A 15,884-nucleotide genomic window follows, 5' to 3' on the forward strand; every position below is an offset into this window, starting at 1 on the left:
CAGCTTGCCTCTGTAGAATGACCAAAATAAATTGCCGGTTCATCAACAGGATGGCCGGCAATTTTCAGGAGTGAATATAATGTCTCAACATGGAAACCCGACCGATATCGCAATGCCACAGCTGGCAGAATCGCTCGTATCTGCAACAATTGCCAAATGGCTCAAAAAGCCCGGTGACCCGGTCGATCAATACGAGCCAATCTGTGAAGTGATTACCGATAAAGTCAATGCCGAGATTCCATCCGTTATGGAAGGAACAATGGGCGAATTGCTCGCAGCGGAAGGACAGGAGGTGGCTGTAGGCGAGATTATCTGTCGCATTTACGGTGAAGGAACTGCTCAGTCATCAGCACCGAGTGAACCAGCCGCTCCAGTGAATACACCAGCGGCATCGGCTCCAGCATCACAACCGACTGCCACTCCAGCACGTCCAGCGGCGAGTGCAGGAAATCAAGGTATGGCAGGACGCTATTCTCCAGCCGTACAATCGCTGGCAGCTGAGCACGGACTTGATCTATCCCTAATCACCGGTACAGGTGCAGGTGGACGCGTTACTCGTCGTGATGTACTGAAAGCACTGGAAAATGGAACAGCAACGCCAGCGGCAGCTCCTGCGGTAACGCAAGCTTCAGCCGCTATAGCAACACCTGCTGCATCTGCTGCTTTCGGTGCGGCTCAGCCATCTGCTGCGGATTATGCTGTACGTAATTCTGGTATTCACCTGAGTGAAACGCCAGCGATTCCGAAGATTGAGCTGGAGCAGAGCGATAATGCAAGCGGACGCGGCGAGCATATGATCGATGTAACGCCACTTCGTAACGCGATCGCTCGTAATATGCGTCAGAGCGTATCGGAAATTCCGCACGCGTGGACAATGATTGAAGTTGACGTTACGAACCTCGTAATGCTGCGCAATAAGCTAAAAGATGAATTCAAACGTAGTGAAGGCATTACATTAACGTATCTGCCGTTCTTGATCAAAGCCGTTGTAAATGCAATCAAGGATTACCCGATTATGAACTCGGTCTGGGCAGTTGATAAAATTATCGTTAAACGCGATATTAATGTGTCTCTTGCCGTCGGAACTGAGGATTCGGTAATGACACCGGTCATTCAACGTGCTGATCAGAAAAATATCGCTGGACTGGCACACGAGATCGATGATCTAGCTCGTCGTACACGCGAAGGTAAGCTCAAGCTGGACGATATGCAGGGCGGTACATTTACAGTCAACAATACCGGCTCATTCGGTTCGGTACTGTCTTACCCGATCATTAACTATCCGCAAGCAGCGATTCTAACATTTGAATCGATTGTGAAGCGTCCCGTTGTGATCAATGATATGATCGGTGTCCGTTCCATGGTTAACCTGTGTATGTCGCTGGATCACCGTATTCTAGACGGCGTCATTTGTGGACGCTTCCTGCAACGCGTGAAGGATAATCTGGAAGGCTACGGTATGGATACGAAGCTGTATTAAGGTGAAGTTGTATTCGCCTTGCAGGTGAGTTACATTTAATAGAGTGTAGAATATTACGATGTAGACATCGTGCAAGTGCATCATCATAGCGGAATAGACATGCAAAAGGTTGACAGCCCCGCGGCTTTGTCGACCTTTTGCTTATCCATCCGACATTCAATGAATTTGTGCATAACCGGGAAAAGGAGTGCTTCATCATGAGTTCGATTATTCACGTATCCTATACCCCTCTGATGGAATACGCAGCGGCATGGGACAAGCAAAAGGAGCTGGTGCAGGCTGTCGATACAGGCGATGGAGGCGAGCAGCTATTGTTACTCCAGCATCCGCCAACGTATACGATTGGCTCACAGCGCCATCCAGAGCATCTGCTGTGGAGTGAAGAAGAGCTGAAGGAGCGTGGTATCGCTCTATTTCAGATCGATCGCGGAGGGGACATTACATATCATGGGCCAGGGCAATTGGTCGGTTATCCGATCTTGCTGCTGGATACATCCAGAGGCATGGACCCGCACCGCTACCTGCGCACACTGGAGCAGGTTATTATTGACTATCTGGCAGAGCAGGGTATTGAAGCTGGACGCAAAGAAGCCTACACCGGTGTATGGGTAGGCGATCTGAAAATTGCTGCGATTGGCATCAAGTTCAATAAGTGCCGCAGTCGACGCGGATTTATTACAAGCCATGGCTTTGCCTTCAATATCGCCTCTGGCATTGAGCAGCAAGGTTTTTCTGGTATTATTCCGTGCGGGATCGAAGAGTATGGGGTTACCTCATTAGAGGATATAACCGGCCGTGCGTATGACATTCGCCAGGTTGCGAACGAGATCGTTCCGCATTTTGCACGTCATTTTGGCTACGAACAGCCGGAATGGGGCGCAACCCTTACAGAAAAGGCTGAGCAAGAGTGAAAATGACCGAGCCGATCATGGCGATCAGCATCACATAAATGAAGACTTTAAACCATTTTTTCTGTTGCATAAGCTGAACTCCTTTGCATCTCAATCTTATTCATGCATGTACAGGGGCAATCCGCACGATGCACATCAATCCTTATCATAACGTGTCTATGCCTTGTTTGCAAAACGATAGCTGCGTCTATCATGTGAACAAACGGTAGCGATACCGACATATCGGTTATATACGTTGTAGCGAGGCATTTGTTTTCAAAAAAAGGAGCGTATTATCGTGGTTAATCAAAGCAGATTAGTTGAACAATTTTTGGAGCTTGTACAAATCGATAGCGAAACGAAAAATGAACGCCTCATTGCGGATCATTTGACCGAGAAATTACTTGCGCTGGGCTTTACCGTTGTGGAGGACGAATCCGCTGCGAAAACCGGACATGGCGCAGGTAATCTGATCGCAACGCTCGCACCAAATACGGATCAGCCGATCCCTAAAATCTTTTTCACTACCCATATGGATACCGTAAAACCAGGTATCGGCATTCAGCCCGTCATTGACGAGCAGGGCTGGATTACCAGTGCTGGCGATACGATTCTGGGTGCAGACGATAAAGCAGGCGTTGCTGCACTGTTCGAGCTGGTGCATGTATTGAAAGAACAGCAGATTCCGCACGGACAGATTCAGTTTGTCATTACCGCAGGTGAAGAATCCGGCTTGATGGGTGCGCGTGCGATGGAGCGTTCACTGCTGGATGCTGAATTTGGCTATGCGATTGATTCGAATGGAGCAGTGGGCACGATTGCGGTAGCTGCACCAACACAGGCGCGTATTATTATGGAGATCTTCGGCAAATCTGCTCATGCAGGTGTGAATCCAGAAGATGGCATCAGTGCCATTCAGGTTGCAGGTAAAGCGATCTCGCGTATGAAGCTGGGACGTATCGATCACGAAACGACAGCGAACATCGGCAGTTTTGAAGGTGGCGGCGCGACGAATGTTGTATGCGATTATGCGAAGCTGCAAGCAGAGGCACGCAGTCTTGTCCATGAGAAGGTAGAAGTACAGATTGCGGCGATGAAGGAATCGTTGGAAGCGACCTGTGCTGATTTTGGTGCGACCTGCAAATTCCAGAGCATTATCGTGTATCCGGGCTTCAAGTTTACTGAGGAGGATGCGGTCGTACAGCTGGCGCAGCGGGCTTCAGCGAATCTGGGACTGCCGAATGACATTTTCCATACAGGTGGCGGTAGTGACGCGAATATTTTCAACGGAATGGGTGTACCAACTGCGAATCTGGCAGTAGGCTATGAGAATATCCATACAACAAGTGAGCGTATTCATCGGGACGAATTGATTAACGCGGCGCGTCTTGTTATTGAAATTGTACGCGAAACTGGCAAGCTGAACAGTTGAACAAAGACGAATAGAATGAAGGGTATATACGATTATGTATGGCGTGTGTATCACAATCACATGATGAATAGTATGAACATAAATTCCCGTTAACAGCGGACACCTACTCAGGAGGGATAGTATGAGCGATTCAACCCGGTCTAATAATCAGTCGAAGCATCAGCCCAATCCAGCGCTGGATGAGGTAACGTTGTCAACGGAACCGATTTTTGATGGAAAAGTGATTCGAGTACAGGTGGATACTGTACGTCTACCGAATGGAGAGACAGGCAAACGAGAGATTGTACGCCATAATGGCGCGGTTGCGGTGCTTGCGATTCACAATGATCGCATGATCGTAGTTGACCAATATCGACAGCCACTAGGACGGACGCAGGTAGAGATTCCAGCTGGCAAGCTGGAGCCAGGTGAAGACCCGGCAGACGCGATTGCACGCGAGCTCAAGGAAGAGACAGGCTATACCGCGAAGGAATTGAAGCTGCTGTATTCCTTTTACACATCGCCGGGCTTTGCCGATGAACTAATTCATCTGTATCTGGCGGATGAGCTGGAGCAGGGAGAGGCACAGCTGGATGAGGATGAGTTTTTGGAAATGAGCGCTATTACGCTGGAAGAAGCATACGAGCAGATTCGCGCCGGACGGATCAGCGATGCGAAGACGATCATGGCTGTGCAGGCATGGCATTTGATCAAGCAGGGCGTAGAGCCGAAGTAATGAAGGATTCCATGCCATCGGCAGAGCTGCTGTCCGGTATAAACACATACAGTGAACATACTGTGCAGCTACAGCAGGTGTATGCCGATCTGCACATTCATATTGGCCGTAGTGAGGATGGGCAGCCAGTTAAGATTAGTGGTAGCCGCAATCTGACCTTTGCCAATATCGCCAAGGAAGCTTCTGAGCGCAAAGGGATTGGATTGATTGGCATTATCGATTGTCATTCTCCTGGCGTACGTGCGGATATTCGCACCTTAATCGCTACTGGAGAAATGAGTGAGCTGCCTGGTGGCGGTATTCGCTATCGAGATACGACCATTCTGCTCGGGTCGGAGATTGAGATTCGTGAGCCAGGCCAGCAGGAATGCCATGTGCTGGTATATTTCCGTGATCTGGAGCGGATGGATGATTTTGCAGAGTGGATGCGTACACGGATGAAAAATATCCAGCTTAGCTCGCAGCGTCTGCATACGACGTATCGCGAGCTACAGCAGCAGACGAAGCAGCGTGGCGGTCTCTTTATGCCTGCGCATATGTTCACGCCACACAAAGGCATTTATGGTAGTGTAACCGCACATATGAGTGATGTGTTTGATCTGGAGCTGGTGGATGGCGGAGAGCTAGGGTTGAGTGCGGATACGACAATGGCGGGCTATATTAGCGAGCTGGATCGTTATCCGCTATTCACGAATTCGGATGCCCATTCACTTGGCAAAATTGGACGCGAGTACAATGTGCTTCGGATGAAAGAGGCAAGCTTTGATGGCTTGCTTGGCGTGCTACATGGGAATGAAGGGGCGCATATTGAAGCCAATTATGGACTCGACCCGCGACTTGGAAAATATCATCGAACCTATTGCCGGAACTGTGAGCATATTATTCATGAATCCGGAGCTGTGCTAGAGCGCTGTCCGTACTGCGGTAGCACGCAGCTAACGATTGGTGTACTGGATCGGGTGCTGCATATCGCTGATCGGTCGCAGCCGGAGCCGCCTGCGGATCGCCCGCCGTATCGTTATCAGGTGCCGCTATCCTTTATCCCAGGACTTGGCCCTGCGAGAATGAATCGGTTGCTGGAAGTGTTCGGCACAGAGATGGCAATATTACATCGTTCGTCCGCATCCGAGCTAGAAGCAGTAGTTGGTAAGGAGATCGCCAACTATATCGTACTGGCACGCGAAGGTCGCCTGACGCTCAGTGCCGGTGGTGGTGGCGCGTATGGTAAGGTTGTCACCGGCTAGTCGATCAATTCAGATATTACTGGTATTTCAGGTTCTTTTCCAAGGATGAGGATGGTCGGAGGATCAACGTTATATGGCATAGGTTGATGTTTTGCCTTCAGGCAACAACAGTTTGTATCAGTTGCTAAAACGTTTGACTTTAACTTCATAATCCCCCTATAATAATTGGAGTGAGCATTTCAGCGATGCAGTGATTTCCACAGGGGGAGGGCAAAAATGGAAGCACGGATCGATAAAATTAAACATCAGCTACAATCCAAAGGTTACAAATTAACACCCCAGCGGGAAGCTACCGTGCGAGTGCTCCTTGAGAACGAAGAAGATCATCTGAGTGCCGAGGACGTATTCATGCTCGTGAAGCAAAAAGCTCCCGAAATCGGTCTGGCTACCGTATACCGTACCCTTGAGCTTTTGAGTGAACTGCATGTCGTGGAGAAGATTAACTTTGGCGACGGCGTAGCGCGTTACGATCTGCGTACCGATACGAGCAAGCACCACCATCATCATCTAATCTGCGTACAATGTGGCAGCATGGATGAGATTCGTGAGGATTGGCTTGGACCGCTTGAAGAACGGCTGGATAAGGAATTTGACTTTGCTGTTCTTGACCATCGTCTGGACTTTTACGGCATCTGTCACCGCTGCAAAGACAAGGAAAACGGCGAGAACGGTGCAACAGACAAGTAAGCTTCGTATAGCCACATGAATGATTATGCTGCTAGGCTCCTTGATTACAAAGCCATATGGCAGCAGCATCATGAGGCGATATAACTGAATAGATCATTTGGATACCAGAGACTCTCGCCCGATAATATGGCTGTTCGGGAGAGGGTCTTTTTGACGCAGTAGGTGTATGCTGGAAGCCTGATGGTGATGCGGTATACATTGCTTTTACATAATCCGATGAAATTGCATCGTGTCCGCAGATTGGGCATGGTGCGCTAACGATATAATATGTAACGGTCTGAAGGTGACAGCCAGCCGACAGCCCATTGCCAGAACGGATTTGCCCTATGCTGGCAAATTCGATCGTGTCTGTAGCCCAGACGCAGAGGAGGCTGATTGATAATGAAAGAATACTTAGAGCAGTTTATTCGTTACCTGACAGAAGAGAAAGGGCTTTCACGAAATACGCTGGAATCGTATCATCGTGATTTGAGCCAGTTTATCGAGTTTGCGCATCAGCGTGACATTATGATGCCAGACCAAATTCGCAAAACCCATATTGCGTTGTTTTTAGGCGAAATGCGCTTGATCGGTAGAGCGTCGTCTACGATTACACGTATGACGGTATCGTTACGTTCGTTTTGCCAATACCTTGTACGTGAGGGGATCATCCAGCAGGACCCATCGATCCATATGGAAGCACCGAAGGCGGAAAAACGTCTGCCACAGGTGATGAGCGTAGGCGAGGTGGAGCAGCTGCTGGATGCACCGGATAAGCATACGGCACAGGGTCGTCGTGACCGTGCGATGCTGGAGCTACTATATGCAACAGGCATTCGCGTATCCGAGCTGATCTCGGTCAATGTAGACGATGTACGTCTGGATTTGAAATTTTTGCGCTGTGCTAGCAATTCTGGCAAGGAGCGCATTATTCCGATCACAGGCGTAACCGTGAAGCGTATTGCTGAATATGTGCAGGATGGACGTGCTCAGCTGGTACGGGAGCGTACAGATGAAATCGCGTTATTCGTTAATCAGCTCGGTACAAGATTAACACGTCAGGGCTTCTGGAAAATTATTAAAAAATACGCACGTGAAGCAGGTATTGAAGCGGATATTACGCCACATACACTGCGTCATTCCTTTGCCGCGCATCTGCTGGAAAACGGCGCTGATCTGCGTTCGGTACAGGAAATGCTCGGTCATGCCGACATTTCAACCACACAGATCTATACACGCATTTCCAAAAAGAATATGAAGGACGTGTACGAAGCGCATCATCCACGTGCCAACGCGACCTGATCATCTTTCTAATCTGGCTCGTTGCTGAGTAAGTAGCAGCTAACATGCAGGAGGTAGCGATGAAAAAGTACAAGGATGGTGATCTGTTCACCATCCCGATGAAGGATGGCAGATGGGCAATCGGACAGGTGATATGCGCGCTACAGGACAGGTTCGATCGGGTATTTTCATTTGGTGTGCTGAGCATAGGAGAAGAACCGAAGCTGCCTGAAGAGGATCGCGAATATATTACCTTTAAGGATAACGGTAGACATGGTCATATCTTATTCGCATCGGCAACGAATATGCGTCGTACCTGGAAAGTAGTCGGTCATCTGCCACTGACAGAGCAAAAGCTGGCAATGCAGTGGTTTCATGTCGCTGGTGATCTGTATCATAATGATGAGTGGATTCGAAAGCTAGCGATCGAGGAGTACCCGAATTATCCTGTGATGAGTGTAGCTGGGAATGAGCGAGTGCAGATTGTGCTTGCTGGATACGAAGCAACGTCGTAATCCATATTCATCATGTCACCCATCCAGATCGATCTTGAATATTCCGTGCCGCTCTGCTTGGAGATGAACAGAGAGCTTCATAATCACATGTATTATCTATATGTACTACACATAACTATAGCTGCATTGATTGCTCATTTTCATATGCAGTCAACAGAGGCTATTCAGGAGGAATCGTAATGACAACAATTACTCAGGCAACTATTCAGGAAGCAGCATCCTACATCCGTAGCAAAAGTGACATTACACCCGAGGTAGGTCTGATTCTCGGCTCAGGACTGGGCGTACTGGCTGAATTGATCGAGGAAGGCGTAGCGATTGCTTACAGCGATATTCCGCATTTCCCTGTTTCGACAGTAGAAGGTCATGATGGTGAATTGCTGCTCGGTAACATTCAAGGTCGTCCAGTTGTTATGATGAAGGGTCGCTTCCATATGTATGAAGGCTATGGCCCAGAAGTAACCGCGTTCCCTGTACGTGTTATGAAGGAGCTTGGTGTATCAAGCTTGCTCGTAACGAATGCTGCGGGTGGTGTAAACACATCGTACCAGCCAGGCGATCTGATGGTGCTGAGCGATCACCTGAACCTGACTGGACGCAACCCATTGATCGGGCCAAACGATCCTGCACTTGGCGTACGTTTCCCGGATCTGTCCGAAGCGTACAGCCGCCGTCTGCGTCAAGTGTTTAACGACACAGCTGCAAGTCAGGGACTGAAGGTACAAGAAGGCGTATATGCAGGTCTGCTTGGCCCTACGTATGAGACACCAGCAGAGATTCGCATGCTGCGTACACTCGGTGCGGATGCCGTAGGAATGTCTACAGTATCGGAGACGATCGTAGCGCGTCATGCTGGCATTGAAGTACTGGGTATCTCCTGTATTACGAATATGGCAGCAGGTATTCTGGATCAGCCATTGTCTCATGATGAGGTTATGGAAACAGCAGATCGTGTACGTGATCAGTTCCTGAAGCTGGTATTGGCGATTATTCCGAAGATGTAAGAGTTTATGTGATAAAGAAGGAGCCTGAATTTATGTACCATTTCAGGCTCCTTTTTTATATTTCTAAAGATATATAGGTACACTTAGGAGACGGGCATCAACCACTCCAGAAAGGAATAAGGGGACGGACTCCGGTCTCGCACAGGAATCTACGGAGTAGGAAAGAATTGTAGATTCCCGTGCTCAAAAGTCGTCCTTTCCCCTTATTTCCTTTCCTACGTTCTGAGTGATTCCCACCAATACGTTTTTTGAAAATAAGTTAATGAGTTAATGAATAAAGGAGGTGATAAGTTGCACAAAAATTTAGTATACATAACCGAGAATATAACTTTTAAAAATATTAAAGTAGAATATATAAAAGAAAAAATTTATTGTACACAAATGAAAATTGGCTTTTTAAGCCTACTCAACTATTATTAAAAAATAGTGAATCAAAGGAACATATGAATATAAGTTAGCGATCATCATGTTAAAGAAAATTTTGAAAGAATGTTTCGTGAATTTTATTCAATCTAACAACAAATACGTACAGCTATTTATTCATGCGATATAAAGAAACCAGAGCCTCTGAATTAAGAAGGCACTGGTTTCTTTGTTATTCCTTAGTTTTTAAAACTATGAATCGGTGCTGGAATGCGTCCGCCGCGGTCGATGAAGCTTTGACAGCTAAAGCCGTTTACTGGCATGACGGGTGCATAGCCCAGTAGTCCACCGAATTCGGCGATTTCGCCTACCTGCTTGCCGATAACGGGGATTAGGCGAACGGCGGTCGTTTTGTTGTTGACCATACCGATCGCTGCTTCGTCGGCGATAATACCGGAAATAGTGGATTCTTTGGTATCGCCTGGGATGGCAACCATGTCCAGTCCAACAGAGCATACGCATGTCATCGCTTCTAGTTTTTCCAGCGTCAACGCGCCTTTTTGGACGGCTTCGATCATGCCGTGGTCTTCGCTGACTGGAATAAATGCGCCGCTCAAGCCACCCACATACGAAGATGCCATCACGCCGCCTTTTTTGACATTATCGTTTAGAATAGCAAGTGCAGCTGTGGTGCCTGGTGCGCCAGCTTCCTCCAGACCCATCACCTGGAAAATCTCTGCGATGGAATCGCCGATCTCTGGAGTAGGGGCAAGGGACAGATCAACGATACCGAATGGGATACCCAGACGCTTGGACGTTTCCTGTGCTACGAGTTGTCCAACACGTGTAACCTTGAAGGCGGTACGCTTGATCGTTTCGCATAACGTTTCAAAATCGCTATCCTTTGCTTCCTCCAGCGCACGCTTCACTACACCCGGGCCACTTACGCCGACGTTGATAACACATTCGGCTTCACCAACACCGTGGAAGGCACCTGCCATAAATGGGTTATCTTCAACAGAGTTACAGAATACGACCAGCTTGGAGCAGCCCGCCGAATCGCGATCCGCTGTCAGCTCTGCCGTTTGGTTGATGATGCTCCCCATCCATTTGACTGCATCCATGTTGATTCCGCTACGAGAGGAGCCAATATTGACGGAGGAGCAGACGCGTTCTGTCGTTGCCAGCGCCTCAGGAATGCTAGCGATCAGACGACGATCACTCGTTGTAAAGCCTTTATGCACCAGAGCGGAGAAGCCACCGATAAAGTTCACGCCTACTTCACGAGCAGCGCGATCCAGTGTCTCTGCGATCGATACATACGATTCGCTATTAACGCCACCGGCTGCGATGGCGATCGGTGTGACAGAGATACGTTTATTAATGATTGGAATACCGAATTGGCGCTCCAGATCCTCACCTGTTTTGACCAGATTTTCAGCCAGCCGGGTAATTTTGTCATACATATTGCGATTAAATGTATCGATGTTGCTGTGCGCGCAATCCAACAGGCTAATGCCCATCGTGATTGTGCGAACATCCAGATTCATTTCGCGGATCATTTTATTCGTTTCCTGTGCTTCTACAATTGAGATCATGCTTGTTCCTCCTCGTTCGTTAAACCGATCTGTTCATGTACGTGCTTCCGCATTTCGTTGTATTTATTGTGTAGCTGCGATGAGCTAGGCTTGTCTGTGAATGCTATCTATACCGCCATCCGCTTATGTATGCTCATATCATGATCATAAGAAGCAGTCAGATGCTTGTAGCTGGAAGAATATACGCTATTCCAGCGATCGCTTCAATCACTCATGAGCTAATCAGACAACGATTAAATTCGGTGCATCGTACTGAAAATATCCTCATGCTGTAGCTTGATCTCTACGCCAATCTCTGTACCGAGCTGCTGTAGATCCTCTACGAGTCCTTCAAATGCCTTACCTGCATTCGATGCATCCACAATCATCATCATATTGAAGTAATCCTGAACAATCGTTTGCGAAATATCCAGAATGTTGACGTTTTGCCCGGCTAGATATGTACAGACTCCAGCGATAATGCCAACCTTGTCTTTTCCAAGTACAGTAATGATTCCTTTCATAACCAACAACCTCTCCCTATCACATAATGAGCAGCACAAATAGATGATGCGAGTAACTATTCTCTGTTCTTCGTCACCGCGTTGTCGCATCTATTCGGCGGGCTATCGTTATTATGTCAGACGTTTCATTTTGGTTCAAGCGTATTTGACGATCAGAACGGATTGTTTTAGTATATGTTGCTAAGATAGACAAACATTTAGCATATTTTATGTCGTGTCCGCTGGGAGTGGAGCTTCAGCGAAATGATATAGTGCTGAATTAAAATTAAGTTAATAGATGTCTTTCTCACATGTACATATAAGCGATTGAAAGGGTGAATGAACAATATGGCAATTGAACAGGTGAAGGAGCATTTTCGCAAATGGGAACGGGAGCAGGATGTATTGGAATTTACAACCTCCAGTGCAACCGTGCAGGAGGCAGCAGATACGATTGGCGTGATTCCAGCTCGGATTGCGAAAACACTATCATTTCGTAGTGAAAAAGAAAATGAACAGGCGGTGCTCATTGTTGCCGCAGGTGATGCGCGGATTGATAACAAGAAGTTTCGTACCGTATTTTCATTTAAACCGCGTATGCTCAGTCCTGAAGAAGTGCTGGAGCATACGGGACATGCGATTGGTGGGGTATGTCCATTTGGACTGGCGACTCCACTAGCTATTTACCTGGATGAATCGCTGAAACGGTTTGATACGGTATTTCCAGCTTGCGGAAGTAGTAACTCTGCGATTGAGCTGACGCTGCCAGAGCTAGAGCGTTATGCGGAAGCGAAGGGCTGGGTGGATGTGTGTAAGGATTGGGGAGTGGACACCGCCTCAGGAGAGAGTAATGCCATTTAAAAAGCATTTTAAAATACAACATACCAAAGAACCGCTCATCCATCGGAATGAACGGTTCTTTTTGTAGTGTAATTACACTTACCAGATAAATGTACAGCATTATATTGGCTTTACTGCCCATACGTCGAATTCTCAACTGTTGATGGCGCACTACCCTCCGTTGCATTCGGATTAACAGGCGGGGCTGTCACTTCCGGTGGTTGCGGGGATTCAATCGATGGCACGGCAGGAGCTACTGGTTCGGGACTGGTGAACTGTAGCTGTCCGGTCTGACGATCCACACGTAGTGCGGCACCTGTTGCCTGGCTGATCATACGAGCTGGGACATAGATCATTCCATCGACCATCACAGGCTTACCAGATAGTGTCACCGCTGCACCATTCACCTGTGCATATAGACTATTCAGCGTAAAGCTGACCGTTCCTGATGCGCTGGAGGTTGCGGTTACGGTACGTGTGCTCTGATCCCAGAAGGCGGTGAAGCCGTATTGCTCAAGTAAAGGCTTGTAAGCAACATAATTGACGCCCTTTTGTACAAAGGCTTTCGTTGCCTGCGCAGGTGGCTGTCCATCCACCTGAACTGTAATATAGCGTGTCGGGTTAGGATTGCGCTTGCTCCACAGGGTGTAGCCCTCCTGCGCTAGCCAGAGACCAATCTTCTTATTGCGTCGCCATTCTTCTGGAAACGCAGATACAGGCAGATTCGTTTCCCCAGACTTGATGCCGATCTCCGGGGTGAAGGCTGGACGATTAAAGGTAGTGATAAACCAATCCGTATAGCCGCCACCGGATGAATCGCTGCGTTGTGGCATCAGACGATAGCCTGTGGTTTGACTGAATAGATTTGCTAGACGCTTGTCGCGTGGTAGATTAGCAGGCAATGTGTGAAAGCTCCAGTAAATGATGCGCCCAGCTGAATGGTACGATACGGCGATCTCTGGATCGATCTCATAGGTGAAGCGAACGATCGCTTTATTTTCAGGTGTTTGCACAGGCGCGGTTCCTTTATGATTACGCCAGAAGGGATAGGCGATATTAGCCTCCAATGTTGCCCAGTAGGAGTCATATTGTCGATTCGGATCGATGCCCTGTGGATTCGCTTTCCAACGTTTAAAATTGGTGCTGCCACCATTCATGCGAATGAGGGCGCTATGTACAGAAGCGGGGAAGGCGCTAAGTCCAAGCTGCTGCAAGGTCACGCCATCTGGATTGACCATCGGCACGAACCAGATCGTCGTTTTATCCAAAATGGCACGTGCATTATAGCCTTCGTATGGACGATTCGCCGTATAGGCAGCCGCGTACTGCTCGATCATCGTCATATTCAGCGTGGTGGTCAGCCATTCTCTAGCATGATGTGAGCCATTGACGAAGATGGTTGCGGTGCCTTTTCCAAGACCGACAGCCCAGATGTCGCGACCGTATTTGGTTTTGCCGATGGAGCGGTATTCAATAAGATCGGGATATGTTTGGGCGAGTGTTTGGATATCGCGCGTCATGCGATCATATGTATAGGTGGCGGTAGCATCAACGATCGAGCGACTGGCAGCAGAAATGGGGTATAGCGGAATAGCGCTCAGTAGCAGAAGCATACCAAGCAGAGCAAGCATAGTCTTTTTCAAATGAACCCTCCTGTACAAAATAGTGTTGACCGCGAATCTAAAGCAGATCTGGTAACAGTATAGCAATGGTTACGATCCGTTTGGTATCGGAATTTGTCGGTGATCTGATTTATTTAGCCATATCTTGAGCAAATGATTCAGGTTGAATATAGATTTATGCTCAGTGCATACGTAGCTTATGAATGTAATAGCATATGCTGGGTAACGGTATATCCGATTTGACATATCGATCTTTTTCGATATACACTGTGAAGCATGACGGAAATCGATATGTTTAAAGCATTATCCAATCGCACGCGTCTGCAAATTTTGCAATGGTTGAAGGAACCTGAGCAGCATTTTCCAAAGCAGCAAGCACATTTGCCCAAGGAGGTTAGCATTAAAGGGGGCGTCTGTGTAGGAGATATTCAGGATAAGGTGAATCTGTCTCAATCAACCGTTTCGCATTATTTATCGATGATGCAAAAGGCTGGATTGCTAGAAGCTGTACGCTATGGGCAATGGACGTATTATCGGCGCAATGAAGATAACATTAAAAGATTGGCCCGGTTTCTCGACCAGGAAATCTGACCGGGTCAGGTTCTTTTTCTTTTGTTCATATCGAATATTCTCGATATATAAATATAAAGGAGTGGAGTAGATGACAAAGCTATTCATTTATGCAGCTGCTATCATTGCAGGCATGTCACTGAGTATTGAAGCCGCGATCGGTGGTGCGCTCGGCGAGCGAATTGGTGAGTTGGAAAGCACGTACTACATTTTTATTATCGGAGCAATGGCGACTTTTCTCGTGACGCTGTTTTTCGGTAAAGGGAATCTGAAGCAGATTTTCACGGTGCCACGCTGGAATCTGACAGGCGGCTTGCTTGGTGTGGTGTATCTGGGTCTGCTGGTCATTAGTGTGACCTTGATTGGCGTGGGAGTGTCGGTGACTGCGGTGATTGTCGGTCAGATTGTGATGAGTATTATTATTGAGCATTTTGGTTTGCTGGGAGCACAGCGGATACGATTGAATGCGAATCGATTGATTGCAGTTGGCTTGCTGGCCGTGTCATTTATATTGATTTTGTAAAAGTACAGGAGGCGATAGTTATGAGCTTGATTATGATGATTTTACCGCTGCTGGCTGGTATTGGACTCAGTGTGCAGTCTGCGGTGAACGGTACACTTGGTCGCCAGATTGGAACGATTGAGAGTGCATTTTTTACTTTCTTCACTGGAGCGATTGTATTGACGATTGTGGTGAACTTTTTCGGGCAGGGCAATCTATTGAGTCTGCATGAGGTTCCACGCTGGCAGCTGCTGTGTGCGATCTTCGGTGTCATTTATCTATCCTTGATGGTGCTGGCTGTACCGAAAATCGGTGTAACATCGGCGGTAATCTCTGTCATTGTAGGACAACTGCTTGCAAGTATGGCGATTGATCATTTTGGCTGGTTTGAAAGTGCGATTGTACCATTTGGCTGGAAGCGTCTGATTGGTGTTGTACTGATGCTGGCGGCATTGTACTTTGTTTTTCTTGAAAATCGCTTGGCAGATGAGCAGGCGGGCTCCAAGGTGGCATGAGTGAAATATCATAACTGTGATGAAGCATCATCCCTCGTTTAAATGATATCGTCTGATGGAATGCAGACTGCTATCATACAGATGCACTGCCATATAGCAGATGTGAGAAGATGCTTATTCGTCGCTGATTAGGATACGACCTCGTTCAATGTTACAATATAAGGA

At 47.7% G+C, this 15,884-nt stretch carries 17 protein-coding genes; 13 read left to right on the forward strand and 4 right to left on the reverse strand.

The genetic code is table 11. The features are described from left to right. Positions 1-79: 79 nt before the first annotated feature. Positions 80-1,480: a dihydrolipoamide acetyltransferase family protein gene (locus tag IEX62_RS09565; protein WP_188775234.1), complete on the forward strand. Its 1,401-nt coding sequence runs from the start codon at positions 80-82 to the stop codon at positions 1,478-1,480. A gap of 197 nt (positions 1,481-1,677) precedes the next feature. Continuing rightward, on the forward strand, positions 1,678-2,391 hold the full coding sequence (lipB, locus tag IEX62_RS09570) for a lipoyl(octanoyl) transferase LipB (RefSeq protein ID WP_188775235.1): 714 nt from the start codon (positions 1,678-1,680) through the stop codon (positions 2,389-2,391). On the opposite strand, the gene prli42 is transcribed toward lipB, so the two are convergent. Further along, positions 2,366-2,461: a stressosome-associated protein Prli42 gene (gene prli42, locus IEX62_RS09575; RefSeq protein ID WP_188775236.1), complete on the reverse strand. Its 96-nt coding sequence runs from the start codon at positions 2,459-2,461 to the stop codon at positions 2,366-2,368. The two genes, lipB and prli42, sit on opposite strands and share 26 nt — an antisense overlap. A 207-nt stretch (positions 2,462-2,668) precedes the next feature. On the opposite strand from prli42, the gene IEX62_RS09580 reads away from it, so the two are divergent. From IEX62_RS09580 to IEX62_RS09610, 7 genes are all read left to right on the forward strand, one after another. Next, positions 2,669-3,802: a M20/M25/M40 family metallo-hydrolase gene (locus IEX62_RS09580; RefSeq protein WP_188775237.1), complete on the forward strand. Its 1,134-nt coding sequence runs from the start codon at positions 2,669-2,671 to the stop codon at positions 3,800-3,802. Between the two features lie 121 nt (positions 3,803-3,923). Then, positions 3,924-4,517 (forward strand): NUDIX domain-containing protein, encoded by a 594-nt coding sequence (locus IEX62_RS09585; protein WP_188775238.1) that lies wholly within the window; start codon positions 3,924-3,926, stop codon positions 4,515-4,517. Positions 4,518-4,528: 11 nt separating this feature from the next. Further along, positions 4,529-5,761: an endonuclease Q family protein gene (locus IEX62_RS09590; protein WP_188775608.1), complete on the forward strand. Its 1,233-nt coding sequence runs from the start codon at positions 4,529-4,531 to the stop codon at positions 5,759-5,761. 216 nt (positions 5,762-5,977) lie between these two features. After that, a complete protein-coding gene (fur, locus tag IEX62_RS09595) occupies positions 5,978-6,448 on the forward strand; it encodes a ferric iron uptake transcriptional regulator (protein ID WP_188775239.1) in 471 nt (156 codons plus the stop codon). Between the two features lie 381 nt (positions 6,449-6,829). Continuing rightward, the gene (xerD, locus tag IEX62_RS09600; protein WP_188775240.1) at positions 6,830-7,729 is read left to right on the forward strand and encodes a site-specific tyrosine recombinase XerD; all 900 of its coding nucleotides are present in this window, start codon (positions 6,830-6,832) and stop codon (positions 7,727-7,729) included. 59 nt (positions 7,730-7,788) lie between these two features. Beyond that, entirely contained in the window at positions 7,789-8,223 is a 435-nt protein-coding gene (locus IEX62_RS09605; protein ID WP_188775241.1) for an Imm26 family immunity protein, read from the forward strand. 179 nt (positions 8,224-8,402) lie between these two features. Further along, entirely contained in the window at positions 8,403-9,227 is an 825-nt protein-coding gene (locus tag IEX62_RS09610) for a purine-nucleoside phosphorylase (RefSeq protein WP_188775242.1), read from the forward strand. Positions 9,228-9,829: 602 nt separating this feature from the next. Here IEX62_RS09610 and IEX62_RS09615 read toward each other — a convergent pair. Together IEX62_RS09615 and IEX62_RS09620 are read right to left on the reverse strand one after the other, a co-directional pair. After that, the gene (locus IEX62_RS09615) at positions 9,830-11,188 is read right to left on the reverse strand and encodes a PFL family protein (RefSeq protein WP_188775243.1); all 1,359 of its coding nucleotides are present in this window, start codon (positions 11,186-11,188) and stop codon (positions 9,830-9,832) included. A gap of 233 nt (positions 11,189-11,421) precedes the next feature. Next, positions 11,422-11,691 carry an ACT domain-containing protein gene (locus IEX62_RS09620; protein ID WP_188775244.1) on the reverse strand — a complete coding sequence of 90 codons (270 nt, stop codon included), beginning with the start codon at positions 11,689-11,691 and terminating at the stop codon, positions 11,422-11,424. 327 nt (positions 11,692-12,018) lie between these two features. Here IEX62_RS09620 and IEX62_RS09625 point away from each other — a divergent pair, with 327 nt between their 5' ends. Further along, positions 12,019-12,531, forward strand: a complete 513-nt coding sequence (locus IEX62_RS09625) for a YbaK/EbsC family protein (RefSeq protein ID WP_188775245.1) — start codon at positions 12,019-12,021, stop codon at positions 12,529-12,531. 110 nt (positions 12,532-12,641) lie between these two features. On the opposite strand, the gene IEX62_RS09630 is transcribed toward IEX62_RS09625, so the two are convergent. Further along, a complete protein-coding gene (locus IEX62_RS09630) occupies positions 12,642-14,153 on the reverse strand; it encodes a M14 family zinc carboxypeptidase (protein ID WP_188775246.1) in 1,512 nt (503 codons plus the stop codon). A 255-nt stretch (positions 14,154-14,408) separates the two neighbouring features. Between IEX62_RS09630 and IEX62_RS09635 the strand changes: the two genes are divergently transcribed. The 3 genes from IEX62_RS09635 (at position 14,409) to IEX62_RS09645 (ending at position 15,719) form a co-directional block, all read left to right on the forward strand. Then, complete coding sequence (locus IEX62_RS09635; protein ID WP_188775247.1) at positions 14,409-14,723, forward strand: ArsR/SmtB family transcription factor; 315 nt, start codon at positions 14,409-14,411, stop codon at positions 14,721-14,723. 70 nt (positions 14,724-14,793) lie between these two features. Next, on the forward strand, positions 14,794-15,225 hold the full coding sequence (locus IEX62_RS09640; RefSeq protein ID WP_188775248.1) for a DMT family transporter: 432 nt from the start codon (positions 14,794-14,796) through the stop codon (positions 15,223-15,225). A gap of 20 nt (positions 15,226-15,245) precedes the next feature. Continuing rightward, positions 15,246-15,719 (forward strand): DMT family transporter, encoded by a 474-nt coding sequence (locus IEX62_RS09645; protein WP_188775249.1) that lies wholly within the window; start codon positions 15,246-15,248, stop codon positions 15,717-15,719. The last annotated feature ends 165 nt before the right edge of the window (positions 15,720-15,884 follow it).

The sequence above is a fragment of the Paenibacillus hunanensis genome, assembly GCF_014645615.1.
Taxonomy (GTDB): domain Bacteria; phylum Bacillota; class Bacilli; order Paenibacillales; family Paenibacillaceae; genus Saccharibacillus; species Saccharibacillus hunanensis.

Excerpts from the sequence above, each read along its gene's own strand:
- IEX62_RS09565 (WP_188775234.1), top strand. The coding sequence starts at position 80 with ATGTCTCAACATGGAAACCCGACCGATATCGCAATGCCACAGCTGGCA.
- lipB (WP_188775235.1), top strand. The coding sequence starts at position 1,678 with ATGAGTTCGATTATTCACGTATCCTATACCCCTCTGATGGAATACGCA.
- prli42 (WP_188775236.1), bottom strand. The coding sequence starts at position 2,461 with ATGCAACAGAAAAAATGGTTTAAAGTCTTCATTTATGTGATGCTGATC.
- IEX62_RS09585 (WP_188775238.1), top strand. The coding sequence starts at position 3,924 with ATGAGCGATTCAACCCGGTCTAATAATCAGTCGAAGCATCAGCCCAAT.
- IEX62_RS09590 (WP_188775608.1), top strand. The coding sequence starts at position 4,529 with ATGCCATCGGCAGAGCTGCTGTCCGGTATAAACACATACAGTGAACAT.
- fur (WP_188775239.1), top strand. The coding sequence starts at position 5,978 with ATGGAAGCACGGATCGATAAAATTAAACATCAGCTACAATCCAAAGGT.
- xerD (WP_188775240.1), top strand. The coding sequence starts at position 6,830 with ATGAAAGAATACTTAGAGCAGTTTATTCGTTACCTGACAGAAGAGAAA.
- IEX62_RS09605 (WP_188775241.1), top strand. The coding sequence starts at position 7,789 with ATGAAAAAGTACAAGGATGGTGATCTGTTCACCATCCCGATGAAGGAT.
- IEX62_RS09610 (WP_188775242.1), top strand. The coding sequence starts at position 8,403 with ATGACAACAATTACTCAGGCAACTATTCAGGAAGCAGCATCCTACATC.
- IEX62_RS09615 (WP_188775243.1), bottom strand. The coding sequence starts at position 11,188 with ATGATCTCAATTGTAGAAGCACAGGAAACGAATAAAATGATCCGCGAA.
- IEX62_RS09620 (WP_188775244.1), bottom strand. The coding sequence starts at position 11,691 with ATGAAAGGAATCATTACTGTACTTGGAAAAGACAAGGTTGGCATTATC.
- IEX62_RS09625 (WP_188775245.1), top strand. The coding sequence starts at position 12,019 with ATGGCAATTGAACAGGTGAAGGAGCATTTTCGCAAATGGGAACGGGAG.
- IEX62_RS09635 (WP_188775247.1), top strand. The coding sequence starts at position 14,409 with ATGACGGAAATCGATATGTTTAAAGCATTATCCAATCGCACGCGTCTG.
- IEX62_RS09640 (WP_188775248.1), top strand. The coding sequence starts at position 14,794 with ATGACAAAGCTATTCATTTATGCAGCTGCTATCATTGCAGGCATGTCA.
- IEX62_RS09645 (WP_188775249.1), top strand. The coding sequence starts at position 15,246 with ATGAGCTTGATTATGATGATTTTACCGCTGCTGGCTGGTATTGGACTC.